Consider the following 20,327-nt stretch of genomic DNA (forward strand, 5'->3'; position numbering starts at 1 on the left):
CCCGGGATTCGGACTGGAGGAGGCAACGGGGTAGGCAAGCGGCTCTGTCGCATTAGCGGATCGGTGGGCACGCGCCGGGACGGGTCAGGCCACGCCTACGCGGCTGGCGAACTCGCGTACGCCCGGGAGGCTGTGGCTGCGGGCCAGTAGGTCGGTGGTGAGCTGTTGCGCCCACGGGCGGAAGCGAACCTCCTGCGGGGTGTCGCGTTCGGCGGCCAGCAGCGCTTGGAAAGTCGCCCGCGGGCGACCCCGGCCGTGCAGTGCCAGGGCGGTGTCCTCCCAGTACCGGGCGCGGCGCTCCGGGGAGACGATGCGGGCGGGGTCGACCAGCCGGGCGTAGTCGACGGCGCTGCCGTAGTCGCCGAGCACCCGCGACACGCTGATCTTGTAGACGGCCAGTTCGAGCATGTTGAACCGGTCGGCCTTGGTGCCGCCGACGCGACGGGCGGCGTCTTCGGCCTCACCGAGCAGCGCCCAGGCGGTCTCGCGGTCGTCGCGCACCGCCGCGGTGTAGGAGGCCGCCGCCAGCAGTTGGCCGTAGAGGGCGCTGTGGGCGGCGTCGGGCAGGCTGGTGTCGGCTTGCAGTGATCGGGCGGCGTCGAGCATGAGCTTCTGCGCACCGTCGCGGTGCTTGGTGCGGCGCATCACGGTCGCGGCCAGACGTCGGGCTTCGGCCAGCACCATCGGGTCGTCGCCGCCACGAGCGGCCTGCGCCGCGCGGTCGGCGGTGGCCCACGCCATACCGTTGTCGTGCAGCTTGATCAGCAGTTGCGTAGCCACGTTGTACGCCTGGGCCAGACGGCCGGCGGCCAGCGGCACCTCATCGACGGCGGCGGCCTCACGCCCAGCGATGGCCTGCGCGAGTAGCCGGGGCAGGCGGCGGGCGAGCTGCGTGTAGCGGGTGGCCCGAAAGTCGGCGCGGGCTGCGGCCAGCTGCGCGGCCAGCTGATTGCCAGGAATCGGCGCGACGCTGACCCTGCCGAACAGCACGTCCTCGACGGTGTCGGCCATCCCGGGCGCGGCTGCGGCCTGGTCCAGGGGCAGGACCAGCGCCCCGGTCACTACGGCGGTGGTCGTCGCGATCAGGTCGCGTCGGCGCATCGGGTCACCATCCTCATCGACACCTGTGCTCAGGCTATCGGCGCCGGTGTCGAAGGTCGATCGCGACAGCCCGAACAGGTGCGCCGGGATGGCGAACACCTCGGCCAGGCGGCGCAACTCGCGCACGTCCCAGTGGCGGTTGCGTTTGGTCTCCATCCGGCTCAGCGTCGAGGGGGAGAACCCGGCCAGGGCAGCGGCTTCCTCCAGGTTCAGCCCGGCCGCCACTCGCGCGGTGCGCAGCACGGCGCCGTAGTCGCCGTTGCTGGCCGCCTGCGCGACGGCCGGCATCGTGGTCCACGCGGTCCGGGTGCTCATCCGGCACCTCCATCGACGATGGCGGGAGTTTGAGCGTGACCGATGTTTGCGGGTTGTGCAAGCAGGTTGCACCCTGCCCGGCGACGTCTTCGATCCGGTCGGGCGGGCGGGTGTGCTGGATGTATCCACCAGGGCAAGACAAGGAGACCCGCGATGATGCACCTGAGCACACCGGACGTGCCGATCACGGTCACCGACCTGATCCGGGCCGGGCTGCTGGAGCTCGGCGACGGCTGCCAGATCCACCCGTCGGCAGTGTTCCTGCCCGCCGACATGCTCGGTACGATCCGTCCGATCGTGCTCGGCGACCGGGTCGCGGTCGGCGCGTTCACGGTGGTGCACGGCGGCACCAGCATCGGCCGCGATACCCGCATCGGGCACCGGGCGACGGTGGGTGAGCCGGAGTACGGCTACGCCGTGCGCCGTGTCTATCAGGGCGCGGGCGCGCCCACCACGATCGGGTCCGGGGTGGTGCTGCGCGCCGGCGCGACCGTCTACGCCGGAGCTAGCGTCGGCGACGACACCACCATCGGCCACAACACTCTGCTGCGCACCGACGTCAAGGTCGGCTCGGCCAGCCAGCTCGCGGCGAACCTGACCGTCGAGCGCGGCTGTGCCATCGGCGACGGCGTGCGCTGCTCGCCCGGCTCGCACCTGACCGCCGACACCGTCGTCAAGGACCGGGCCTTCATCGGCGCGGGGGTGCGGACCATCAACGACAAGGAGCTGATCTGGCGGGACCCCGACAACGAGCCGCCGCTGCTGCCGCCGAGTTTTGCCTACGGCTGCAGGGTCGGCTCCGGCGCGGTCATCCTCGCCGGTGTCAACGTCGGTGAGCACGCCCTGGTCGGCGCCGGATCGGTTGTCACCAAGGACGTGCGGGCCCGCGCGATCGTCTACGGCGTGCCCGCCACCGAGCGCGGGGAGGTGACCCTGTGACGAGCGCGATGACCTGGCTCGATCCGCTGCGCACCAGCGTGCCCGAGATCGACGACAGCGGCTGGCAGGAGCTGCATCGTCTTGCCGGCGACTTCGGCAGTCTGTGCGCGAGCGGACCGGCGTCGCAGGACACACCCGCCTGGTCGCGGTGGCTGCTCAATCTGCGTCGTGAGCTCGCCGGTCGTGGCCACCGCGCTCCGGCCGGGCGGGCCGGGCTGGTATGGCAGGCCCTCGCGCAGTTCACCGCTGGGTTCCACGACCTGGACCTGCGCGACGCCACCGGAGATGGACACGGCGCGATGATCCTGGCTGAGGGCACCCCGCAGGCCGCCATGTGCTGGGGCGCGCGGCTGGCCGCCGGGGAACTGGTCGGGATCGCCGCGACCGAACGGCACGGCGGCTCCCGCATCCAGGAGATCACCACCAGGGCCACCGTGCGCCGTGACGGGACCTGGCGGCTGACCGGCGAGAAGTGCTGGGTGTCGCGGCTAATGGAGTCGGCCGGGTTCGTGGTGTTCTTCCGCGACCCCGACGGCCGGATCAGCGCCACGGTCGTCGACGCCGGCTCCCTACGGCTGGAGCGGGAGGTGATCGAGCCGTTCGGGCTGGGCGGCTGGTCCTGGGGCGTCTTGCGCCTGCACGAGGTGCCCGTCGACCCGGCAACCGACCTGGTCGGCCGGACCGGGGACGGTCTCGGGGTATTCCGGCGCCATTTCGCCCGGTTCCGGCCTCTGGTGACCGCGACGGCGCTGGGCACCGCTGCCGGGGCACACACCCTGGTCACCGGCGCCCTGGCCGCCAAGACCCGGGTCGGCGTGCTGCCCCGGGTACGCGACAACGCCCTGGTGGTCCTCGGCCGCACCCACGCCGAGATCACCGCCGCGCTGCTGGCGGCGCTCACGACCAGCCGCCTAGCCGCCGACTCGCATCCGCACGCCGACTTCGCCGCCAGGGTTGGCAAGGCCGCCGGCGTCGACACCGCAGTCCGCGCGGTCGCCGACCTGGCACCGCTGATCGGGGCGGCCGGGTTCCAGCGGGCCCACCCGATCGCCAAGGCCCGCGCCGACCTGACCGGGCTGCTGTACGCCGACGGCATCCACGACAGCCTCTACCGCTCCGGCGGCGTCACCCTCCTGACCGAACCGGTCACCGAGGTGGTACCGATCCGACCCGGCACTGCGGCCACCGACCGCTACGACAAGGCAGCCTGAACAGCAAGACGGCGCGCACCCTCCTGATGAAGGTGCGCGCCGCCGGCGCATGTCAGTGCGTGTGAAAGCCGTTCTCCAAGTCGAACATCACGCCCTCGGCCTTGGCGCGCAGCGCGGCGATCACCCGGCGGGCCAGCAGCTCCGACATCCGTTCCCGGATCTGATCCTGGTCGCACCAGGCCCAGCTGCGCAGCTCGTCCGGCGGCAGCTGGATGTCAGCCGTGCCCAGCTCGTCGAGGGTGCCACCGTCGTAGACGAACATGACACCCTCGGTGCGTCCCGGCCGCGGCGGCACCCAGTCGGTCACCAGCAGCCGGCCGGGGACGATCGACTTGCCCAACTCCTCCTTGACCTCACGGACCGCCGCCTGCCGGGGTGACTCGTCGGCGTCGACGCACCCGCCGACGATTTCCCAGTAGTCCTTGTAGGCGGGCTCGACCAGCAGAGCCCGCCTGGCAGCGTCGGTGAACAGAACTGCGGCGCCCATGCGTTTTCGTGGAAGCGTCGCCGTGTAGTCGCCGGACGGTGTGCTCACCACCGCAGGCTACCCGTACCGGCGACCTCACCACGCACCTTCGGCAGTCTTACGAGGCCAGCGTCGCCCGCGGACAACCCGTTCCGCATCCATGGAAGTGAAACACCTCGGCCAGCCGACCAGCCGCCGGTCGACGCCGTCCTGCGCGAACGCGGCCCAGGTTCGTACCACAAGTCTTCCCGGAAACAGCGTTCACAGCACGGCGGCGACCCGGTCAAGGACAGCAATGCTGCGGTCGCCGCTGACCAGCCGGGACTCAGCAACCGAGAACGGCGCGTCCGCACGTAGTAGTTCCAAGGTCGACACGTATCTCGCATCGGCAGAAAGGAAAAGATCACATTCAACAAGATATGAGCTGTGCTGCTCGTCAGCAGGATTGCCGGCGGTGATCTTAAGGGCGGCCTGAGCAAGCCGGATCGCCCACCTGATCCAGTTTCGCTTCATTTCTTCTATGACAACGTCACTGACCCAAAATCTGGTGAAATCGGCACGGTCGGAACGCAACTTCGACAGGTCGACGTAGGCGCCGATCCAGTCGGCAAAAGTCGCGTCCTCCCCCGTCAGGAAGGCCCGGCCACCGAGCGTCGCGAGCTCGCGCCAGTACAGGTCGCGACACTCGAGCCGCCACATCTCAACCGGCTCGCCGGACCACCCGTCAAGATACCAGTCTGGCGCCTCCGGAATGGGCGTGGCGAGGATCGCGGTAAGCGGCCGAACTCCGAATTTGGACTTGAGCATCTCGGCTCGCTGATCCCGCTGGCGCCGCACAAGGTACTCGCTCCGTGGACGCTGGCGCATCTGGGACTCGTGCAACGGCTGCGAGTCCTGCAGTGCCCGCCGCCAGATCTGTTTGGTCCAAAATGTATTCAGGGATGCCACTCTGCCGGTATCCGGCATTGAGCGAATCCACCCCGGTCGGACCCGACGAACTTCATTGATCACCTCTGCCGATTCGGACTGCGCCTCCGTGGCAAGCCGTCGACGCGGACCCATTGCCATTGCCTCGATGATTCGCTGCCGAACATGCGGCACTGGCAGCCGAATGACTTCTAGCAGCGTACTTGGAGGAACAACAACCTCGAGGCCCCGTGCAGTCACCATCTTATCGAACGATCTAGCTACTCCTTCGTCTCCGACCGAAGACCAAAGATTGGTGTCCATCATGACCCGCATGCGGCCATAGTGACAGAAGTCCCCCAGATGGTCCCACTCGATTTTGCGCTGCCCGCGCCCGTAATGCAACGAAACCGTCAGAGTGGACTACGGACGCGACCGAGGTGCGGCTTCGAGGTCCGCCTCCCGGATTCCCCGGTAGATCGTGATGGCTTCCAGCGGTCGGCACCCACTGCCGCGGACCTCCACCTGGATCACCTACTCGATCGGTTGCAGCCATGGAACCCCTGATCAGTCCCACCCCCGACAGCTGGACGCACCGTCGCCTCGGCGACCTCTGCCTCATCCACGGCGGCCCCAGCGGCTCCGATCTCAATGCCGGCGACCGCGATGCCGAAGGCATCGCGGTCATCAACACCGTCGACATCGGCGACGGCAGGGTGTCCGACGCTCCGAGAACCAGGATCAGCTCGGAGGCGGTGCGGAGGCCGAACTCGCCGTCGGCGACGTTCTGCTGGCCCGGCTCAGTGGGAGGGTCAATCACGTCATCATCGGGGAACGGGAAGCCGGAATGCTCATGGGCGGATCCACGATCCGGATCCAGGTCACGAAGCCCGCGAGAGGGGTGCTCCTACCGTTCTATCTACACTGCTACCTGATGCACCCGACGGTCCTGGAATTCCTTGGTCAGCAGGTCAAACAGGGAGTCCAGCCCAGCCTGACCCAAGGCAGCCTCAGAAACCTGCCCATCGCCCTGCCCCCGATGGACATCCAACGGGAGATCGCCGAGGTGGCGCAGGCGTTCCGGAACAAGATCGAAGCCCCCGAAAGGGTCGCGGGGTTGACCCGGCAGCTGTACCAACAGGTGGTTCCGCAGATGGTCGCGAACGAGATGACGTTCCGGGCGTAGCTCAGGGATCACACACGACGATGATCACGTTGTGAGGGCGCCGGTCGTCGCGGTCAATCCGGATAATCAGCGGCAGGAGGGTGATTTCGGGCGGGATCAGAGGGCCGCAGGGCTTGGACTACTGCTGCTTCATGCGGGCGATCTCCGCTTCGAGGTCGGCTACGCGCTTCTCCAGCTGTACACGGGTCGGCCGGGGAGCGACCGCTGTGTCCGCTCCTGATCTGCCCTTAACGGGAGTCGGTGGCACCAGCCAACCCACTCGCTGGAAGGCGACGATGGGTTGCTCGTATTGGCAGGTCCAGCATGTCGTCATCGGGTCCGGCTCGAGGTGACCCTGCTCGATCCGGCGGATGGCCTGCGCGTAGTCGGCTACGCCGAGATGCTCTTTAATCTGCTCCATCCGAGCCTTGCGCTGCGCGACAGCGTCGGGATCGTTCGGTTCCGTCTGCCGATGGCCGTCCGCTGGCTTCCAATTCAGCGGCGTGATCTGGTGGTCGAGGTGTCCGCATTCCAGCTTCACGGTCCAGTAGCCGACCGTCTCGGGTTCGCGCCGCAGGCCCTTGTCGCCTTCGAGATCCAGCGTGGACCGGGTCAGATAGTGGCTCACCGCCCGGTAGGGCGTCTCGGGGGTCCGGTGAGTGGTGCAGGTGTAAGCCCCTTTATGCAGCGGGCTACCGCCCCACGACCATGTCATGTCCGTCGGTGGCCGCTCGTCGCCGAGTGTCAGGATCTCGATGATGTCGCCGCAGCCGAGCTGCATCCGCCACCGGAACATCAGCTCCGCATCCGGAAACGACGACCGAATCAACGTACGATCTTCTCTCTTCACGGCTGCCAGGGCCTCGGCGCGGCGTTCGTTGTATTCGCGTAGCACCACAGCGACGGGCCGGGCTCGGCCAGGCAGCCGCCGCTCCGACTCGTGGTGCTCGTACGTTGTGCCTTCGCGCCGCGCCTTTCGTACCCGTTCCTCCGCACTGCCCTGAAGGATCTCCGAGATTCGGCGGATCTGGTCGGGGCTCATCGGAGGCGGTGGACAGCATCGTCCGCAATGGTTGACCGCGCTGCCCGCCATACTCCATCGCCCGGCGTGGCAGTAGGGGTGCCGCTGCTTGAAAGCCTGCTCCGCAGCCGTACGGGCGGCCTGCTCCTCGACGCTCAGATACATCGTGCCCTTGCCGGTCCACGAGGGCGACTCACCGAGCGAGATGAGTTCCTCGCCGCGTGACTACTCAGGTCATCAGTTGATTGCGGGGATCCAGGGTCGGCCCGATGTTAGCTGGACGAGGGCGTCGTAGAGATTGATGCCGTGTTTGGCGGCGGTGGCGAGATATGAGCGCAGGTGGCAGAACTGCTCCGCGCCGGTCAGGGTGCGCATCGCGCCGGAGATTTTCTGCCGGATTTTGACCATGCGGACTTCCCGTTCGGCGGCGTTGTTGTCGAACGGGCAGTGTCCTGGCTGGTGCGCGAATCGGAGGTAGTCGTCGATGCGTTCGGTCATCCGGCGGGCCAGCGCGGCCAGTTTCTTGCCGATCGCTGTGGTTTGGCCGGTGTGGTCCTTGACCCCGACCAGAGCGGCGTGGCGGAACGAGGCGACCCCCGCGGCCAGAATCTCGGGATCGATGCGATCGTGGCCGGCTGCCACAGCATCGTCCGTGGCCTTCTTGAGGGCCAGCAGGGCGTCGATGCCTTGCGCGGCCCAGGTTGCCGACGGGTCGAGCTCGGCGGCGGCTACCAGTTCCCGCAGCAGATGGGCGCAGCACAGGGCGTGGGTGGCCTGTGGGTAGCAGTCATAAGGTGCCCAGGCGTCGTGCACGGCGATCCCGGTGAAAGCGGGCAGGACCCCGCCGGCGTCGATGGCGTCCCGGCCGCGTTTCGGGTGCACGTAGAGCAGGCTGTACTTACCTGTCGATGCGGAGTGAACCCAGTGCAGTTTGCCTGCGACCCGGAACCCGGTCTCGTCGAAATGCACCAGCGGTGCCGCCGTCAGCGCGGTGCGGATCGCGGCCAGAAAGTCACCCTCGAGCCGGCGGGCGGCGCGGGCGGTCAACGCCGCGACGCTGCCCTGCGAGATCGGCACCCCGAACAGATCCCCGACGGCCTGGGCGACGCGTTTCTGCGCCCCGAACTGCGCGACCAGCAGATACACCACGATCGCGGCCAGCCTCGGCCCGTACTGCACCGGCGCGTCCACCCCGGCCGGGCCGTCCGCGCAGGTCACCGCACCACACCCGCACCGGCGAATGTTCAGCCGGTGCTCGGTGACCCGGGCTACGACCGAGGGAATCTCGAACACCTGACGGCGGGTCACCGCGGCCAGCGGCGCGCCGGCCAGCCCGCCGCCGCACCCGCCACACGCGACCGGCTCATGAACAACGGTCTCGTCCGGGCTCTCGACCTGCCGCAACGTACGACCCGGATGGCCGTCCTGGCCACCCGAGCGGCGCCCGGACCGGCCCCGCAACGACTTCGGCGCGGGCTTGTCCAACCCCTGCGCCGAGGGCGGCATGTTCGAGTTCCGCGGAGACTGACCCAGACGACGCCGCAACTCGGCATTCTCCGCTTCCAGGACCGCGATCCGGGCATCCCGCTCCGCGACGGCCTTCTCCAACGCGACGAGCCGCTCCAGCAACTCCACGATGGACGGCATCTCCGGCACCCGGACATCCTGCCCAACAACCCCGCCAAGATCAAACCGGCCCGAACCGACCGACCTGATTAGTTACCTCGCCGCAACCGGGACACGGTTCGCCGGCCATCATGTCTTCGTGAGTCAGCCGGTCCGACTCCGTATATGTCGGCACGGACCACGCTTCGCACTGGAGATGCTTCGTGACGCCGCTGGCGACCATCCGATGGAGCTCACCGAACCTGCGGCAATCCATGCAGTACGGAGTTCCGTCGTCTGCCTTGGCCGGTAACTTGCGCAATGCGGCCTTGGTAATCAACGCCCGTTCTGTCACGCCAGCGGCCTTCCGTGCGGCATCGATGACTCAGGCTATTCGCCTCACGGTCAAGATCGCGTGAGACACCCCGTGTGGCTATCGACTTCCCACTCGATCTTGCCGGCGCTCCTCGGAGTTCGCGGTCGCAGCGTGCCCATCGGCGCCGAAGCGCTACCTCGGGCGGAGATCGATCATGGCCTTCCCGTCTGCCGCGGCTCGCCGCAATACACCACCACATCGAGGCAAGACCATCGGGCGATGTGGTCCGGCGGAGGTTGTGAGGGCCCGTGGGTGCTCGGTGGGTGCTCGGACGTCGGGGTACTGGCACGGATTCATTGGAACTGGTATGGATTTAGACGCCATTCATGACATCGGTAAGTGTCGCTTGAATCCCGTACCTGCGGGGACCCGGTCGGACTGGGTGGGACGCGGTTGGACTGGGCTGTACAACTTGTCGATTCCTACGGATCAGAAGGTTAGGGGTTCGAATCCCTTCGGGCGCGCAAGCTATACCAGGCAATATTCATGATCGCCGCTGACCTTCGGGTCGGTGTGGGTCGCATGTGGGTCACGTCTGTGACCCACATGCCGGACCTGGTGGGGTCGTGTTGGCCTGGGCTCTCGGGGTTGATGCGCAGCGGATTCGCGGACGGAGGATGCGAATCCGCCCTGTTCGTGTGCGCTGACGACCCCATCGGTTGATGATCATCGTCTGCCTGCTGTCTAGCCTGTCCGGGTGTCTTGGGGGATGGGTGGCTAGTGTGCTGCGCCGGAAATTCGCCTACAAAATCGGGCGAGTGATTCGAGGATTTCCTCGGCGGTCTTGGTCCAGATGAACGGGCGTGGGTTGCTGTTCCAGGCGGCGATCCACGCCCGGATATCGGCCTCGAGGGACCGGACGCTCTTGTGGGCGCCGCGGCGGATCTTCTGCTCGGTGAGGTAGCCGAACCAGCGTTCGACCTGGTTGATCCAGGACGAGCCGGTCGGGGTGAAGTGCATGTGGAAGCGGGGATGGCGGGCCAGCCAGGCCCGGACGGCCGGGGTCTTGTGGGTGCCGTAGTTGTCGCAGATCAGGTGGATGTCGAGGTCGGCGGGCACGGTCTTGTCGATCGTGGTCAGGAACGTGCGGAACTCGGTGGCACGGTGCTGCCGGTGCAGTTCACTGATGACGGTGCCGTCGGCGATGTTGAACGCGGCGAACAGGCTGGTGATGCCGTGCCGGTGGTAGTCGTGCGTGCGCCGTTCGGGCATGCCCGGCATCATCGGCAGTATCGGCTGGGACCGGTCCAACGCCTGGATCTGGGACTTCTCGTCCACGCACAGCACCACCGCCCGCTCCGGCGGGTTGTGGTACAGGCCGACCGGCTCCTACCGGCCATAACGGATATTCCCCTCAATCCGTTACACAGATCTCTCTACAAGCCCGTGCAGCTTGCCGGCGACCCGCAGCCCGGACTCGTCGACGTGCACCACGCCCGCGCTGGCCAGCGCGTCACGGACCTGATCCACGAACTCCGAATCGGTCAGAGCATCCCCGGCGCGGGCGTGAGCGGCGGCGACCGCGCCCGCCGACATCGGCACGCCGAACAAATCACTCATGGCCTGCGCCGTCCGTGCCTGCGCCCCGAACAACGCCTGCTGCAGATACACCGCCGCGGCCTGAGCCCTCGGCCCGTACTGAACCGGGGCGTCCACCCCGTCCGGAGACCGGCCGGCGGTGACGTGCCCGCACCCGCACCGGCGGGACACGATCCGATGCTCGGTCACCCGCACACCAACCTCCGGCAGGTCGAACACCTGCCGCGCGACGACCCCGGCAACCCTGGCACCAGTCAGATCCCCACCACATTCGCCACAGCCAGCAGGTTCGTGCTCCACCCACTCGTGTGGGTCATCCACCTGCCGCAACGTGCGCCCCTGATGGCCCGGCTGACCGCCGGCACGCCGACCCGACCGGGTTCGCAACGACTTCGGCGCCGGCTTGGCCAACCCGTCTGACGACGGCGGCCGCGACGAGTTCGACGAGTCCTGCCCAAGCCGGGCCCGCAGATCCGCGTTCTCGGCCCGCAACACCGCGTTCTCCCGCCGCAACCCGGCGTTGTCCCGCTCAAGCTCAAGAACCCGGGCCTCCAGCCGGGCAAGCCGCTCAAGCAGCTCCACGATGGACGGCGTTCCGGACACCCGACCATGATCCACCCAGACCAGCCCAGGTCAAGCCAACCCGCCGACGAGCACCTGATCAGTCACCTAACGACAGACCCGAGATCGCCATTACCGAACGCAGTCATCGGCGCGCGGTAGTACAGGTGTGTACAGGTGCCGGGTGCGACGGACACGACAACCTCGGCCCGCCCCATCGCGGTCTGGCGCAGTTTGGCACCGATCCGGTGGTGGCCCGGCGGCAGCATGAAAACGTTGGCTCCCCACCGTCCCCGGGTAGGCTGCCCGTTCACGAGGATGATCGGACCGACCGCGTGCGGACCAGCCATCACCCGGGCGAATCCGCTGTACGAGGCGTGGACGACCAGCTGCCCCTGCGCCGGCGTACCCTGACCCTGCATCGAATACTGACCTCCTCGAACTGTCGCCATGACGCGGTGCTCGGCCCCCTGGGCCGTCGTGTCGCTGATGGTAGCGAAGCCGAGCGTCTCCACGTGTGGATCGCTGCCGCTGTCGAGCTGACACGCAACGTCAGGTCTTGTTCACCTGCGCGATAGGCGCGGTACGCGGCGCCGATTAGCCTTTTATGTAGCGTCGTGTCATGTAGCTGCGGACGGGGCTGAGGGATGCGAGGCGTAGGGGTAGCTGGGTCAGCCAGAGTGCGAGGGGGTTGGCTGGTGCGTAGACTCCTTTGACTCGCCGGGCGAGCTTCTGTTTTTTGGCTACCTCGGGGCGTAGTTGGGTTTCCCAGTTTGTGAGTGCGGTGTGGATGTTGCCGGGGTTGGTTTCGAGGGCGGTGCCGAGTAGGCCGGCGCCGCCGATGGCGAGGGCGGAGCCGTAGCCGGCGAACAGGGTGACGCACCAGGCGGCGTCGCCGAGGAGAACGACGCGGCCGTGGCTCCACCTGTCGGCCACGATTTGGCTGATGGTGTCGAAGTAGATGGAGCCGGCGGATTCCAGTCCTTGAAGGACTTCGGGGACTATCCAGTTCATGTCGCCGTAGACCTGGGGCAGTATGGTGTGCGGGTTGTCCGTCGGATGTCCGGCGGTGTGGTTGCTGCGGAAGCCGAAGAAGGCGACGTTGCGGCCGTCGCCGACGTTGATGACTGCGACGGTCCGCCCGCCTTGGGAGAGGGTGCCGGTGGTTCCCTCCGCGATACCCGAGGGCTTCCTGGCGAGCATGTAGACGGCGACCATGTGATCGAGATCGAGGCGGTACTTTTCTTCGGGGCCGAAGACGAGTGCGCGGGTGGTCGAGTGTAGGCCGTCGGCGCCGATGAGCAGGTCCGCGTGTTCGGTGGTGTTGTCGCTGAGGGTGACGTGGACGGCGTGTTCGTCCTGGTCGACGGCTTTGATGGTGGTGGCGAACCGAATTTCGGTCGTGTCGTGGATCGCCTCGTACAGGACGGTCTCGATGTCGCCGCGGAGGATGCTGATGGAGCGGTTGCCGATGGTGGCGGCGATGGTTTCGCGGGTCAGGGAGAAGCGGCGTCTGCCGTCAGGTTTGTGGTAGACGAGTTCGTTGGTGATGAAGGCCCTGTCCTTCAGGGCGGGCAGGATTCCCATGCGTTCGGCGGCGTCGTAGCCGATCCCGCCGAACGTGACGCCGTACCCACCGCCACGGCGTCCGGGTGCGCGTTCGACGATGAGGGTTTCCCAGCCGGCTTGCCGCAGGCGCAGGGCTGCCGCCTGCCCGGCGATACCGGCGCCGACGATGATGGCTCGCATGATGTTCTCCTGTGTTCAGTCTCGGTGCGGGATGCCGGTGGTCAGAGCCGGGCGAGGATGCGTTGCTCGGCGGCGGGGTCAAGCCAGGTGTCCGGCGAGGGCGCGTCGGGCCGCGGAGTGGGATCGCCTTCGGCTTGCAGCCAGGCCCAGGTGTCGCTGATCGTGTCCCGCAGGGGGCGGCACGTCAGTCCGGCCTCGAATGCCGCGGTGACGTCAGCGTCGTTCATGCCGATCGGGTTGGGGTCGTGCGGGAACCGGATACCGAACTCCATACCCAACGGCAGACCCTCTTCCAGCAGTAGTTCGGGGGGCGCCCACACCAGCTCGGCGTCGAACCCGGTCACCCGCAGGATCGTCTCCAGCAACTCCCCGATCGTGACCGCGCCGGGGCGGCCGGTCACGGTGAAGGCGCCACCGATGCGCCGGTTGGCCGCGGTCAGCATCCAGGCGGCCATGTCCCGGGCGTCGATGTACTGCAACGGTGTGTCGGTCGGGCCGGGGGCGAGTACCTTTCCGCCTTTCTGTAGCCGGCGTAGCCACCACGGGATGCGGCCGACGTCCTCGTACGGGCCGAGGATCATTCCGGCTCTGGCGAGCAGGGCGCGTTCGGCGAATGCGTCGATGACGGCAAGTTCCCCGCCCCGCTTCGCGGCGGCGTAGTCGAGGCTGTCGTCGCTGGCGGGGTCACCATCGACGAGCGGGGCTTGTTCGTCCGCGCTGGGCGGCCACGGCCAGCGGTGCACACCGCGGCTGGAGACGTAACCGTAGTGGGTGACACGGTCGGCCAGAAGTTGTGCGCTGTCTCTGACCACGCGCGGCGCCCAAGCCCACGTGTCGATGACAGCGTCCCACCCCTCACTTCCCAGCGCGGTGCGGACGGCTCGCGTGTCGGTACGGTCGGCGATCAGCGCTCGAGTGCCCGGTTCTGGGGGGCGGCTGAGGCCGCGGTTGAGGGTGGTCACGTCGTCGCCCGCGGCGAGTGCGGTCTCCACGACGGCACGGCCAACATGATGGGTACCGCCGAGTACAAGCAACTTCATGATTCTCCAGGTACAACTGTCAACGTTCAAACGGGCGGCGGCGGGCCATGGGCTCGTCCGTGGGCTGGCTGTGCCGAGCCGGCGCAAGATCCGCGAGACGGCCGGCCAGGGATGCGCGGTGTGAGTTTCCAGCCGGTGGATGCGGTGCCGGGCAAGGCCCTGCTCCGGGAATATGCGGCATCGATATGCCCTCCTCGTCGTGTACGTGTGGATCCCACTCGCCGACCAGGCTTCCCGGCACACCGACGGCTCCTCCCACCAAGGAAGGCCGACTTCCAAACAATATACCGAGTGTTCGGAAATTTCTGAAGACTAGCATCGTAGGCTATCGTGTGACACGCGGAGGTGGCGGGTGAACAACAGACGAGAGCAGTGGCAGGCTGCCGAACAGCTAGCCCTGGCGCTCACCGACGGCGGCTTGCAACGCATGTCCGCACGAACACTGGCGATGTTCCTGTTCACCGACCAGGAAACAGTCACGATGGGTGATATCGCCGACCAACTCGGCGTCAGTCCCGGCTCCGTCTCCGGTGCGGTGAAGGCGCTGCTGTCCGTCGGCCTGATCCAACGCCTACCCGCTCCCGGCAGCCGCCGCGAACACTACCGGCTGCGGGACGACGCCTGGAGCACACTCTTCTCGACCCAGAACACCGTCACACTGACCATGCTGCGAGCCGCAGAGGCCGGGATACGGGCCACCGCCTCGGACGACCCCGCCCACCAGCGACTCATCCAGATGCGCGACTTCCACGAATTCATGCTCAGGGAGATTCCCTCCCTGCTGCGCCGCTGGCAGCAAGAACAGGTCAGCCAACGTACCGGAGGAACTGCCCGGACGTGATCGGGCTGAGCCGTGACGAACGTAGGCGAAGCCCGAGTGCTAGGGTGCCGTTCCCATACGAGGATCTACGAGCACGTGTGGAGGGACGGACGGTGTCGACGGACCTTTACGGGATTCGGGTCATCGAGTTGGCGCCCGACCAGCGGCGGGTACGGCTGCGCGTCATCGTGACCTACTACGACAACGAGGACTACAACGACGCGCTGCTGGAGGGCGACGACCCGAGCTTCTTCCTGCGTGTGCTGTGGGACCAAGCCGACACCGGCTTTGGGGGCGGTGGGCCGCTCGGCGAAGTCGTCAGTGCCCGCAAGATCTGCGACGAGGACTGGGTCGACAGCAACACCTGGCTGTTCATCGAGCGATACGAGGCGTTGGCGTCTAGGAACGTGCCGTTCACCAAGGAGGACAGGACCAATCTGCCGACCATATACTCCACGGACGGAGACTGGTTCACCGACGAGGAACGGCTGGTCTCGACCGACTACGATGTGTGGGTCACCGATCCGCGCTGGTTGGCACACCTGAGTCCCGGCCAGCGATGGACGACGACGGCGTACCCGACCGAGGCGGATCGACTGCGTGCAGTGGACGCGCCGTACCTGCCGGACCCGCGCCCACCGGCCGCCGAGTTCACGGTGTTCGCGGTGGACTACGACGGCGGGGACAGCGATGAGACCCGAACCGCGAGTGGTTTGGCCATGTCGCCCGACGGCCGGTGGCTGGCCGTTGCCAGTGGTGCGGGCGAGCTGGTGGTGTATGAGGTTCCAGGGAGGAAATGGGTCGAGCGGCTTCGCCAGCACTCCGGCGTCCGGGCGCCGTCGGTCGACTGGCTGCCCGACCGCCCAGTTGTCGTACTCCAGTCGTCGGGTCCGGGTGCCCCGTCATGGGCGTACGACGTCGAGGCTCGTGCGGTGGTGGCGGCGGACGCGGACAGGTGGCTGGCCCGTTCGGCCGACGGCCGGTACCGGTTGATCACCATGGCGGACGGACGGTTTGCGATACGTGACGGCGATGGCGTGCAACGGCCGTTGGCCGTGGACCGCGTCGCCGCGGCGACGTTCACATTGGATGGATCCCGGGTGTACGTCGCGACAGACGACACCGTCCTGACGGTGGATCCCTCGACTTGCACCATCGCCGAGGCCGTGTACGCGGGGTATCGGCGGCTTCGCTCCATCGCCGTTGACCGATCCGGCAGTTACCTCGCGGCGTGCGACTCGAATTGGCTGACCCTGCTCCGACTGGCGGACGGCGAGACGCTCATGCGGCTGCGCTTCGGCTGGGGCCCGGTGGCCGTCGACTGGTCGTCCGACGGACGCTGGTTGATGGCCACGGAGATCTCTAATCGTGGCGGGAAGACTAGGTGCTTTCAGGTCGGACGTCCAGCGACCCTGCCGGACCTAGAGGCGGCCCACCAGGCACGGCACGGACGCCGACGTTGAAGCGAACGTGCTGGTGGCTTGGTGTCCAAAGTGGTCGTGACCGGGTATGGGGGCCTTGCCCCCTGATCTTGGACACCTGAGACTCGGATCTTGATGGTCCGGGTGGACAGGAGTCCTGGTACTGATGGTGATGAAGCACTACCCGCAGCAGTTCAAGGCCGACGCGGTGGCGTTGTATCGGTCGCGGCCGGAGGCGACGATCGCGCAGGTCGCTGCCGATCTAGGGATCAACCGGGAGACGCTGCGTAGCTGGATCCGTATCGACGATCAGCAGCGCGGAGCGAGTCCGATGGTACGTGTGGGCGCGGCGGCGTCGTCTGACGCCGGGTCGGTGGAGGCGGAGAACGCCGTGTTGCGCCGGCGGGTGCGGGAGCTGGAGGAGGAACGTGACATCCTGCGTAAGGCGGCCCGGTATTTCGCCGGGGAGACGCGCTGGTGAACCGCTTCCAGTTCGTCGATGACCACCAGACGCGCTACGGCGTGAAGCGGTTGTGCCGGATCGTGGGCGTGGCCCGGTCCAGCTTCTACTACTGGAAGGCCAGCGCGGGCGCGCGGGCCGTCCGGGAGCGGGCCGACGCCGAGTTGGCCGACCGGATCCGGGCCGTACACGCCGCCCACGACGGCACCTATGGCGTTCCTCGGATCACCGCCGAGCTACGCGAGCAGGGCGAGGCGGTCAACCACAAGCGCACCGCCCGGGTCATGCGCCGTATCGGCCTGCAAGGGCTGCGGCTGCGTCGCCGACACCGCACCACGATCCCGGACCCGGCCGCGGCCAAGGCCCCGGACCTCATCGGCCGGGACTTCACCGCCGGGGCCCCGAACCAGCGCTACGTCGGCGACATCACCTACCTGCCCGTGGGTGAGCGCGGGTTCCTCTACCTCGCGACCGTGCTGGACCTGCACTCGAGGCGGCTGGTCGGGTACGCCATCGCCGACCACATGCGCGCCGACCTCGTCGTCGACGCCCTGACCGCCGCGCGGCGAACCAGGGGCAGCCTGGACGGCGCGGTCTTCCACTCCGACCACGGCGGGCAGTACACGTCGAAGAGCTTCGCTGCCGCCTGCGCGGCGGGCGGGGTACGCCAGTCGATGAGCGCGGTGGGCAGTTCGGCCGACAACGCCGCGGCCGAGTCGTTCAACGCCACCCTCAAGCGCGAGACCCTGCAAGGCCGCCGCGCGTTCACCGACGAACGCGACGCCCGGCTGACCACCTTCCGATGGCTGCACCGCTACAACACCACCCGCCGCCACTCCCGCCTCGGCAACAGGTCACCGATCACCTACGAGCGCACCACAGAAACATCAACTACGCTGGCGGAAGCCGCATGATCCCCGTGTCCAAGATCCGGGGGTAAGCCCCGGCTGAACCTGAACGCCGATCTGGCCAAGCTGGGTTCCGCGCCCCGTATTGCGCCGGACGACTCCGCTGCCCGGCAGCTGACCCGGTACGGCACACCGACTGGACACGGCCATCTACCGGTCGTCACGGTGCACCCGATCGGTGACGGCGTCGCCCCCGGACACGAACGGGTCTACGGCGACCGCGTCGACTCCTCCCGGATCCGCCAACTCTTCGTGAACCGCGGCGGGCACTGCCAGCACACCGCGGCCGAGGAACTGACGGCGTTGCGCGTGCTGCGGGACCGCGTCGAAACCGGCCGGTGGTCGTCGACGTCGCCGGAGGTCCTGAACGCCGAGGCAAACCGGATCGGGCCGGAATTCCACGGCATTTACGACTGGCTGCACAACGAGCAGGGCAGCACCGCACCCGCCTTCGCGCGGTACCGGCCCGCCCCGTTGCCGCGAGCAGCCTGATCATCCGACGAGCCGGGCGGCAGGGAGACCTGCCGCCCGGCTTCATTGCCCGTGGTAGCGCAGGCCGGTACGGCGCAGGACGACCCATCGCTCGCCAGGCCGGTCCGCGACGACCGAGCACCAGCGTGGCGCCACCGCAGCGATCAGCTCGCCACCCCGTTCGATGAGTGAACTCACCGTGGGTTCACCCACCACGATGAGCGCGGACCAGTCGACGTGCGACAGAAGGTTGTCCTCGATCACCCCGAACTGTTCGTCGAGAACCGTGACGACGTCGTGCCCGGTGTCCGGCCCGAAACGGACCTCGCCGACGTTCGGCACCTCGTCCTCGACGACCGGGGCCTCGTCGTCGTCGAATTCGAAGCGTCTTCCTCGTCGTCGCGCTGTTCCGACCAGACGTGCGCCTCGAGCCGGGAGATGCGTTCGCTCAAGGTCGACCGACTGCTCAGCGGTCAGGAGCAGGGTTACCGTGCGTCCGTGGGCCAGGGTGAAGGTCAGCGCGGCCTTTCGGTAGCAGCCCGGGGCGGATGCGGTCGCGGTGCGGCCAGTGTGCCGTCGTGTAGATTTCCGCCGTGGGTTTTGACTGCACGCTGCACGTCGTCGATGAGACGTCGCTAGCGCGGTTCTCAGCTTGGTTCCTGTGTGGAGGACACGTGGATGGTGCGTTCGGCGCAAGGCTGGACGCATCTCTGCTGGTCGATAAGACCGTAAGCCTGATCGCCGAGGACGCAACGCGTGGCGCGCGTGCGGTTGGCGAGCTCGCGCTGATGTACGTGTCTACCGAGACTCCGCACGTGTACAGCCGAGGCTTCGCGCTGTCGCTGTGGAATGACGAGGTCACGGGCGCGCCGCTGCCGACCGGGCTGCTCGACAGCGTCGAGAGTGCGATCCCGGATGTCGTACGCGAATACCCCGCGATCGCGGGCCGCGTCCCGTGGATGTTCGACGGCAACTACTGCATCGGTCCGTTCGTGGCCGCGCGTAACGTGCCGCCGCTGCTCACCCACGTCGAGCGCGTCATCGAGGCGATGGTGCCCGGCGAGCGCGGGCCGTACCTGCCGCTGCTCAAGGTGCTGCGCGTCGCGGCCGCCCGGGGACACGCGTACTGGGAGGGCACCGACATCCCAGTATCGCAGGCGAACGAGGACTGGCTGGCGAGCAACGCGACGGAGGGGGTGCGCGTCGAGCCGAATCCCGTCGAGGGCATCCTCGTGCGACCAATCGCGATCCGCCACACGACCTGGCTCCTGCATGATGATTGGAAGCTGCACGAGGTCGACGTCGCGACGTTTCCCCCGAGGGTGACCACCCACGATGCCATTCAAGTCGTGCTCGCGGCGTTCACGCCGTGGAACACGCTACTGGTCCGGATCGCGACCGATCCCAATCAACGCCCCTACCGATTCTCATACGCGGAACTACCTGTCGACCCCGCACAGGCGGGGCTGGAATTACAGGCCGCAGCGGTGACGGGGCGCCTGGCTGCGCCGCTCGAGCTCGACGTGCCGTTCGAGATCGGCGAGGCGTACGGCACGGCGGGAGGTGTCCTGCTCCTGCCTGAGCGCTACGGCAACGTCACGACGCAAGGGCCCCACGTGCTGCGCGTCGGAGGCCTCGTGGAACGCGTCGAGGCGCCCGCTCCGACCTGTAAGCCTGGTGACCTCGAGTGCGGCGCCGCACCGTTCGGGGACGGCTCGCTGCTGGTGATTTGGGACTGTCGGCCGTACCGCTGGGACGGCGGTCGTGCGCTGGTGCCGCTCGGCGATGAGGAGTTCGGCGTCCCCGACGACCTTCTCGCGACGGTCACGCTTCCCGACGGCTCGATCGTCGGAGGGTTCGGTCGCAAGCTCCTGCGGATCGATCGCGAGGGCCGGCGTTCCACGGTGCTGCCGCTCACCAACGTCATGGCCGTTGGGAACGGTCCTGGGGACGTGCTGGTGATCATGGAGGGCGATAACCCCGAGGCCGACGCGTTCAAGCTATGGTGGCCGGGATCGCGCGAGGTCACCCATGTTCAGCCTGAGGTGCTCGGCCTCGAGTCCCAGCCGACACTCTCATATTACGATCCGGTCCGCGAGCAACTGGTCGCCATGCGTCCCGGTGCATGGCACGCGGTCGCGTGGGCCACGCTCGCTGCGCTGCCCCGCGTCGATCTGACGACGTTCGAAAGGGAGCACACGCGGCTCGAGGCCCGAATGAAGTGGCGCTGAACCTTTCGAAACGCGGCCAGCG

At 67.7% G+C, this 20,327-nt stretch carries 19 protein-coding genes and 1 pseudogene; 9 read left to right on the top strand and 11 right to left on the bottom strand.

Going from position 1 to position 20,327, the window contains the following annotated elements:
* Window positions 1-84 precede the first annotated feature (84 nt).
* Window positions 85-1,389, bottom strand: a complete 1,305-nt coding sequence (locus O7626_RS35295) for a helix-turn-helix transcriptional regulator (protein ID WP_278065306.1) — start codon at window positions 1,387-1,389, stop codon at window positions 85-87.
* A 180-nt stretch (window positions 1,390-1,569) separates the two neighbouring features.
* Between O7626_RS35295 and O7626_RS35300 the strand changes: the two genes are divergently transcribed.
* Entirely contained in the window at window positions 1,570-2,355 is a 786-nt protein-coding gene (locus O7626_RS35300; protein ID WP_278065307.1) for a DapH/DapD/GlmU-related protein, read from the top strand.
* Entirely contained in the window at window positions 2,352-3,566 is a 1,215-nt protein-coding gene (locus O7626_RS35305) for an acyl-CoA dehydrogenase family protein (protein WP_278065308.1), read from the top strand. The genes O7626_RS35300 and O7626_RS35305 overlap by 4 nt, the downstream gene beginning before the upstream one ends.
* Window positions 3,567-3,618: 52 nt before the next feature.
* Here O7626_RS35305 and O7626_RS35310 read toward each other — a convergent pair whose 3' ends face one another.
* Window positions 3,619-4,101: an NUDIX hydrolase gene (locus O7626_RS35310; protein WP_347404831.1), complete on the bottom strand. Its 483-nt coding sequence runs from the start codon at window positions 4,099-4,101 to the stop codon at window positions 3,619-3,621.
* A gap of 192 nt (window positions 4,102-4,293) precedes the next feature.
* Window positions 4,294-5,274 (bottom strand): hypothetical protein, encoded by a 981-nt coding sequence (locus O7626_RS35315; RefSeq protein ID WP_278065309.1) that lies wholly within the window; start codon window positions 5,272-5,274, stop codon window positions 4,294-4,296.
* Window positions 5,275-5,791: 517 nt separating this feature from the next.
* Here O7626_RS35315 and O7626_RS35320 point away from each other — a divergent pair.
* Window positions 5,792-6,124: a restriction endonuclease subunit S gene (locus tag O7626_RS35320; RefSeq protein ID WP_278065310.1), complete on the top strand. Its 333-nt coding sequence runs from the start codon at window positions 5,792-5,794 to the stop codon at window positions 6,122-6,124.
* Window positions 6,125-6,242: 118 nt separating this feature from the next.
* On the opposite strand, the gene O7626_RS35325 is transcribed toward O7626_RS35320, so the two are convergent.
* Both O7626_RS35325 and O7626_RS35330 read right to left on the bottom strand, forming a co-directional pair.
* Window positions 6,243-7,145, bottom strand: a complete 903-nt coding sequence (locus tag O7626_RS35325; RefSeq protein WP_278065311.1) for a hypothetical protein — start codon at window positions 7,143-7,145, stop codon at window positions 6,243-6,245.
* Window positions 7,146-7,361: 216 nt separating this feature from the next.
* Window positions 7,362-8,771 carry an IS66 family transposase gene (locus O7626_RS35330; RefSeq protein ID WP_278061713.1) on the bottom strand — a complete coding sequence of 470 codons (1,410 nt, stop codon included), beginning with the start codon at window positions 8,769-8,771 and terminating at the stop codon, window positions 7,362-7,364.
* 182 nt (window positions 8,772-8,953) lie between these two features.
* Between O7626_RS35330 and O7626_RS35335 the strand changes: the two genes are divergently transcribed.
* Window positions 8,954-9,148: a hypothetical protein gene (locus O7626_RS35335; protein ID WP_278065312.1), complete on the top strand. Its 195-nt coding sequence runs from the start codon at window positions 8,954-8,956 to the stop codon at window positions 9,146-9,148.
* Window positions 9,149-9,822: 674 nt separating this feature from the next.
* Here the strand turns inward: O7626_RS35335 and O7626_RS35340 are convergent.
* The 5 genes and pseudogenes from O7626_RS35340 to O7626_RS35360 all read right to left on the bottom strand — a co-directional run.
* Window positions 9,823-10,434, bottom strand: a pseudogene (locus O7626_RS35340) (IS630 family transposase); the annotation flags it as partial.
* A 33-nt stretch (window positions 10,435-10,467) separates the two neighbouring features.
* Window positions 10,468-11,247 (bottom strand): DUF6444 domain-containing protein, encoded by a 780-nt coding sequence (locus O7626_RS35345; protein WP_278065313.1) that lies wholly within the window; start codon window positions 11,245-11,247, stop codon window positions 10,468-10,470.
* Between the two features lie 62 nt (window positions 11,248-11,309).
* Window positions 11,310-11,720 (bottom strand): hypothetical protein, encoded by a 411-nt coding sequence (locus O7626_RS35350; RefSeq protein WP_278065314.1) that lies wholly within the window; start codon window positions 11,718-11,720, stop codon window positions 11,310-11,312.
* An 82-nt stretch (window positions 11,721-11,802) separates the two neighbouring features.
* Window positions 11,803-12,954 carry an FAD-dependent monooxygenase gene (locus O7626_RS35355; protein ID WP_278065315.1) on the bottom strand — a complete coding sequence of 384 codons (1,152 nt, stop codon included), beginning with the start codon at window positions 12,952-12,954 and terminating at the stop codon, window positions 11,803-11,805.
* Window positions 12,955-12,995: 41 nt separating this feature from the next.
* Complete coding sequence (locus tag O7626_RS35360; RefSeq protein ID WP_347404879.1) at window positions 12,996-13,994, bottom strand: NAD-dependent epimerase/dehydratase family protein; 999 nt, start codon at window positions 13,992-13,994, stop codon at window positions 12,996-12,998.
* A gap of 352 nt (window positions 13,995-14,346) precedes the next feature.
* On the opposite strand from O7626_RS35360, the gene O7626_RS35365 reads away from it, so the two are divergent.
* From O7626_RS35365 to O7626_RS35380, 4 genes are all read left to right on the top strand, one after another.
* A complete protein-coding gene (locus tag O7626_RS35365) occupies window positions 14,347-14,835 on the top strand; it encodes a MarR family transcriptional regulator (protein ID WP_278065317.1) in 489 nt (162 codons plus the stop codon).
* Between the two features lie 128 nt (window positions 14,836-14,963).
* On the top strand, window positions 14,964-16,277 hold the full coding sequence (locus tag O7626_RS35370; RefSeq protein WP_278065318.1) for a WD40 repeat domain-containing protein: 1,314 nt from the start codon (window positions 14,964-14,966) through the stop codon (window positions 16,275-16,277).
* A 124-nt stretch (window positions 16,278-16,401) separates the two neighbouring features.
* Window positions 16,402-17,609, top strand: a protein-coding gene (locus O7626_RS35375) for an IS3 family transposase (RefSeq protein WP_278065319.1) whose coding sequence is annotated in 2 segments (ribosomal slippage) — window positions 16,402-16,702 and window positions 16,702-17,609 — 1,209 coding nt in all. Because the reading frame shifts where the segments join, the coding sequence is not laid out codon by codon here.
* A 159-nt stretch (window positions 17,610-17,768) separates the two neighbouring features.
* A complete protein-coding gene (locus tag O7626_RS35380; RefSeq protein ID WP_278065320.1) occupies window positions 17,769-18,095 on the top strand; it encodes a hypothetical protein in 327 nt (108 codons plus the stop codon).
* 42 nt (window positions 18,096-18,137) lie between these two features.
* Here the strand turns inward: O7626_RS35380 and O7626_RS35385 are convergent, their stop codons facing one another.
* Entirely contained in the window at window positions 18,138-18,416 is a 279-nt protein-coding gene (locus tag O7626_RS35385) for a hypothetical protein (RefSeq protein WP_278065321.1), read from the bottom strand.
* Between the two features lie 332 nt (window positions 18,417-18,748).
* On the opposite strand from O7626_RS35385, the gene O7626_RS35390 reads away from it, so the two are divergent.
* Window positions 18,749-20,305, top strand: a complete 1,557-nt coding sequence (locus O7626_RS35390; protein WP_278065322.1) for a hypothetical protein — start codon at window positions 18,749-18,751, stop codon at window positions 20,303-20,305.
* The last annotated feature ends 22 nt before the right edge of the window (window positions 20,306-20,327 follow it).

It is taken from the genome of Micromonospora sp. WMMD1102, assembly GCF_029626265.1.
Lineage (GTDB): Bacteria > Actinomycetota > Actinomycetes > Mycobacteriales > Micromonosporaceae > Plantactinospora.

What these genes read in the sequence shown, in the direction of transcription:
- O7626_RS35295 (WP_278065306.1), bottom strand. Translation starts at nt 1,389, where the DNA reads ATGCCGGCCGTCGCGCAGGCGGCCAGCAACGGCGACTACGGCGCCGTG.
- O7626_RS35325 (WP_278065311.1), bottom strand. Translation starts at nt 7,145, where the DNA reads ATGAGCCCCGACCAGATCCGCCGAATCTCGGAGATCCTTCAGGGCAGT.
- O7626_RS35360 (WP_347404879.1), bottom strand. Translation starts at nt 13,994, where the DNA reads ATGAAGTTGCTTGTACTCGGCGGTACCCATCATGTTGGCCGTGCCGTC.
- O7626_RS35330 (WP_278061713.1), bottom strand. Translation starts at nt 8,771, where the DNA reads ATGCCGTCCATCGTGGAGTTGCTGGAGCGGCTCGTCGCGTTGGAGAAG.
- O7626_RS35300 (WP_278065307.1), top strand. Translation starts at nt 1,570, where the DNA reads ATGATGCACCTGAGCACACCGGACGTGCCGATCACGGTCACCGACCTG.
- O7626_RS35320 (WP_278065310.1), top strand. Translation starts at nt 5,792, where the DNA reads ATGGGCGGATCCACGATCCGGATCCAGGTCACGAAGCCCGCGAGAGGG.
- O7626_RS35355 (WP_278065315.1), bottom strand. Translation starts at nt 12,954, where the DNA reads ATGCGAGCCATCATCGTCGGCGCCGGTATCGCCGGGCAGGCGGCAGCC.
- O7626_RS35315 (WP_278065309.1), bottom strand. Translation starts at nt 5,274, where the DNA reads ATGCGGGTCATGATGGACACCAATCTTTGGTCTTCGGTCGGAGACGAA.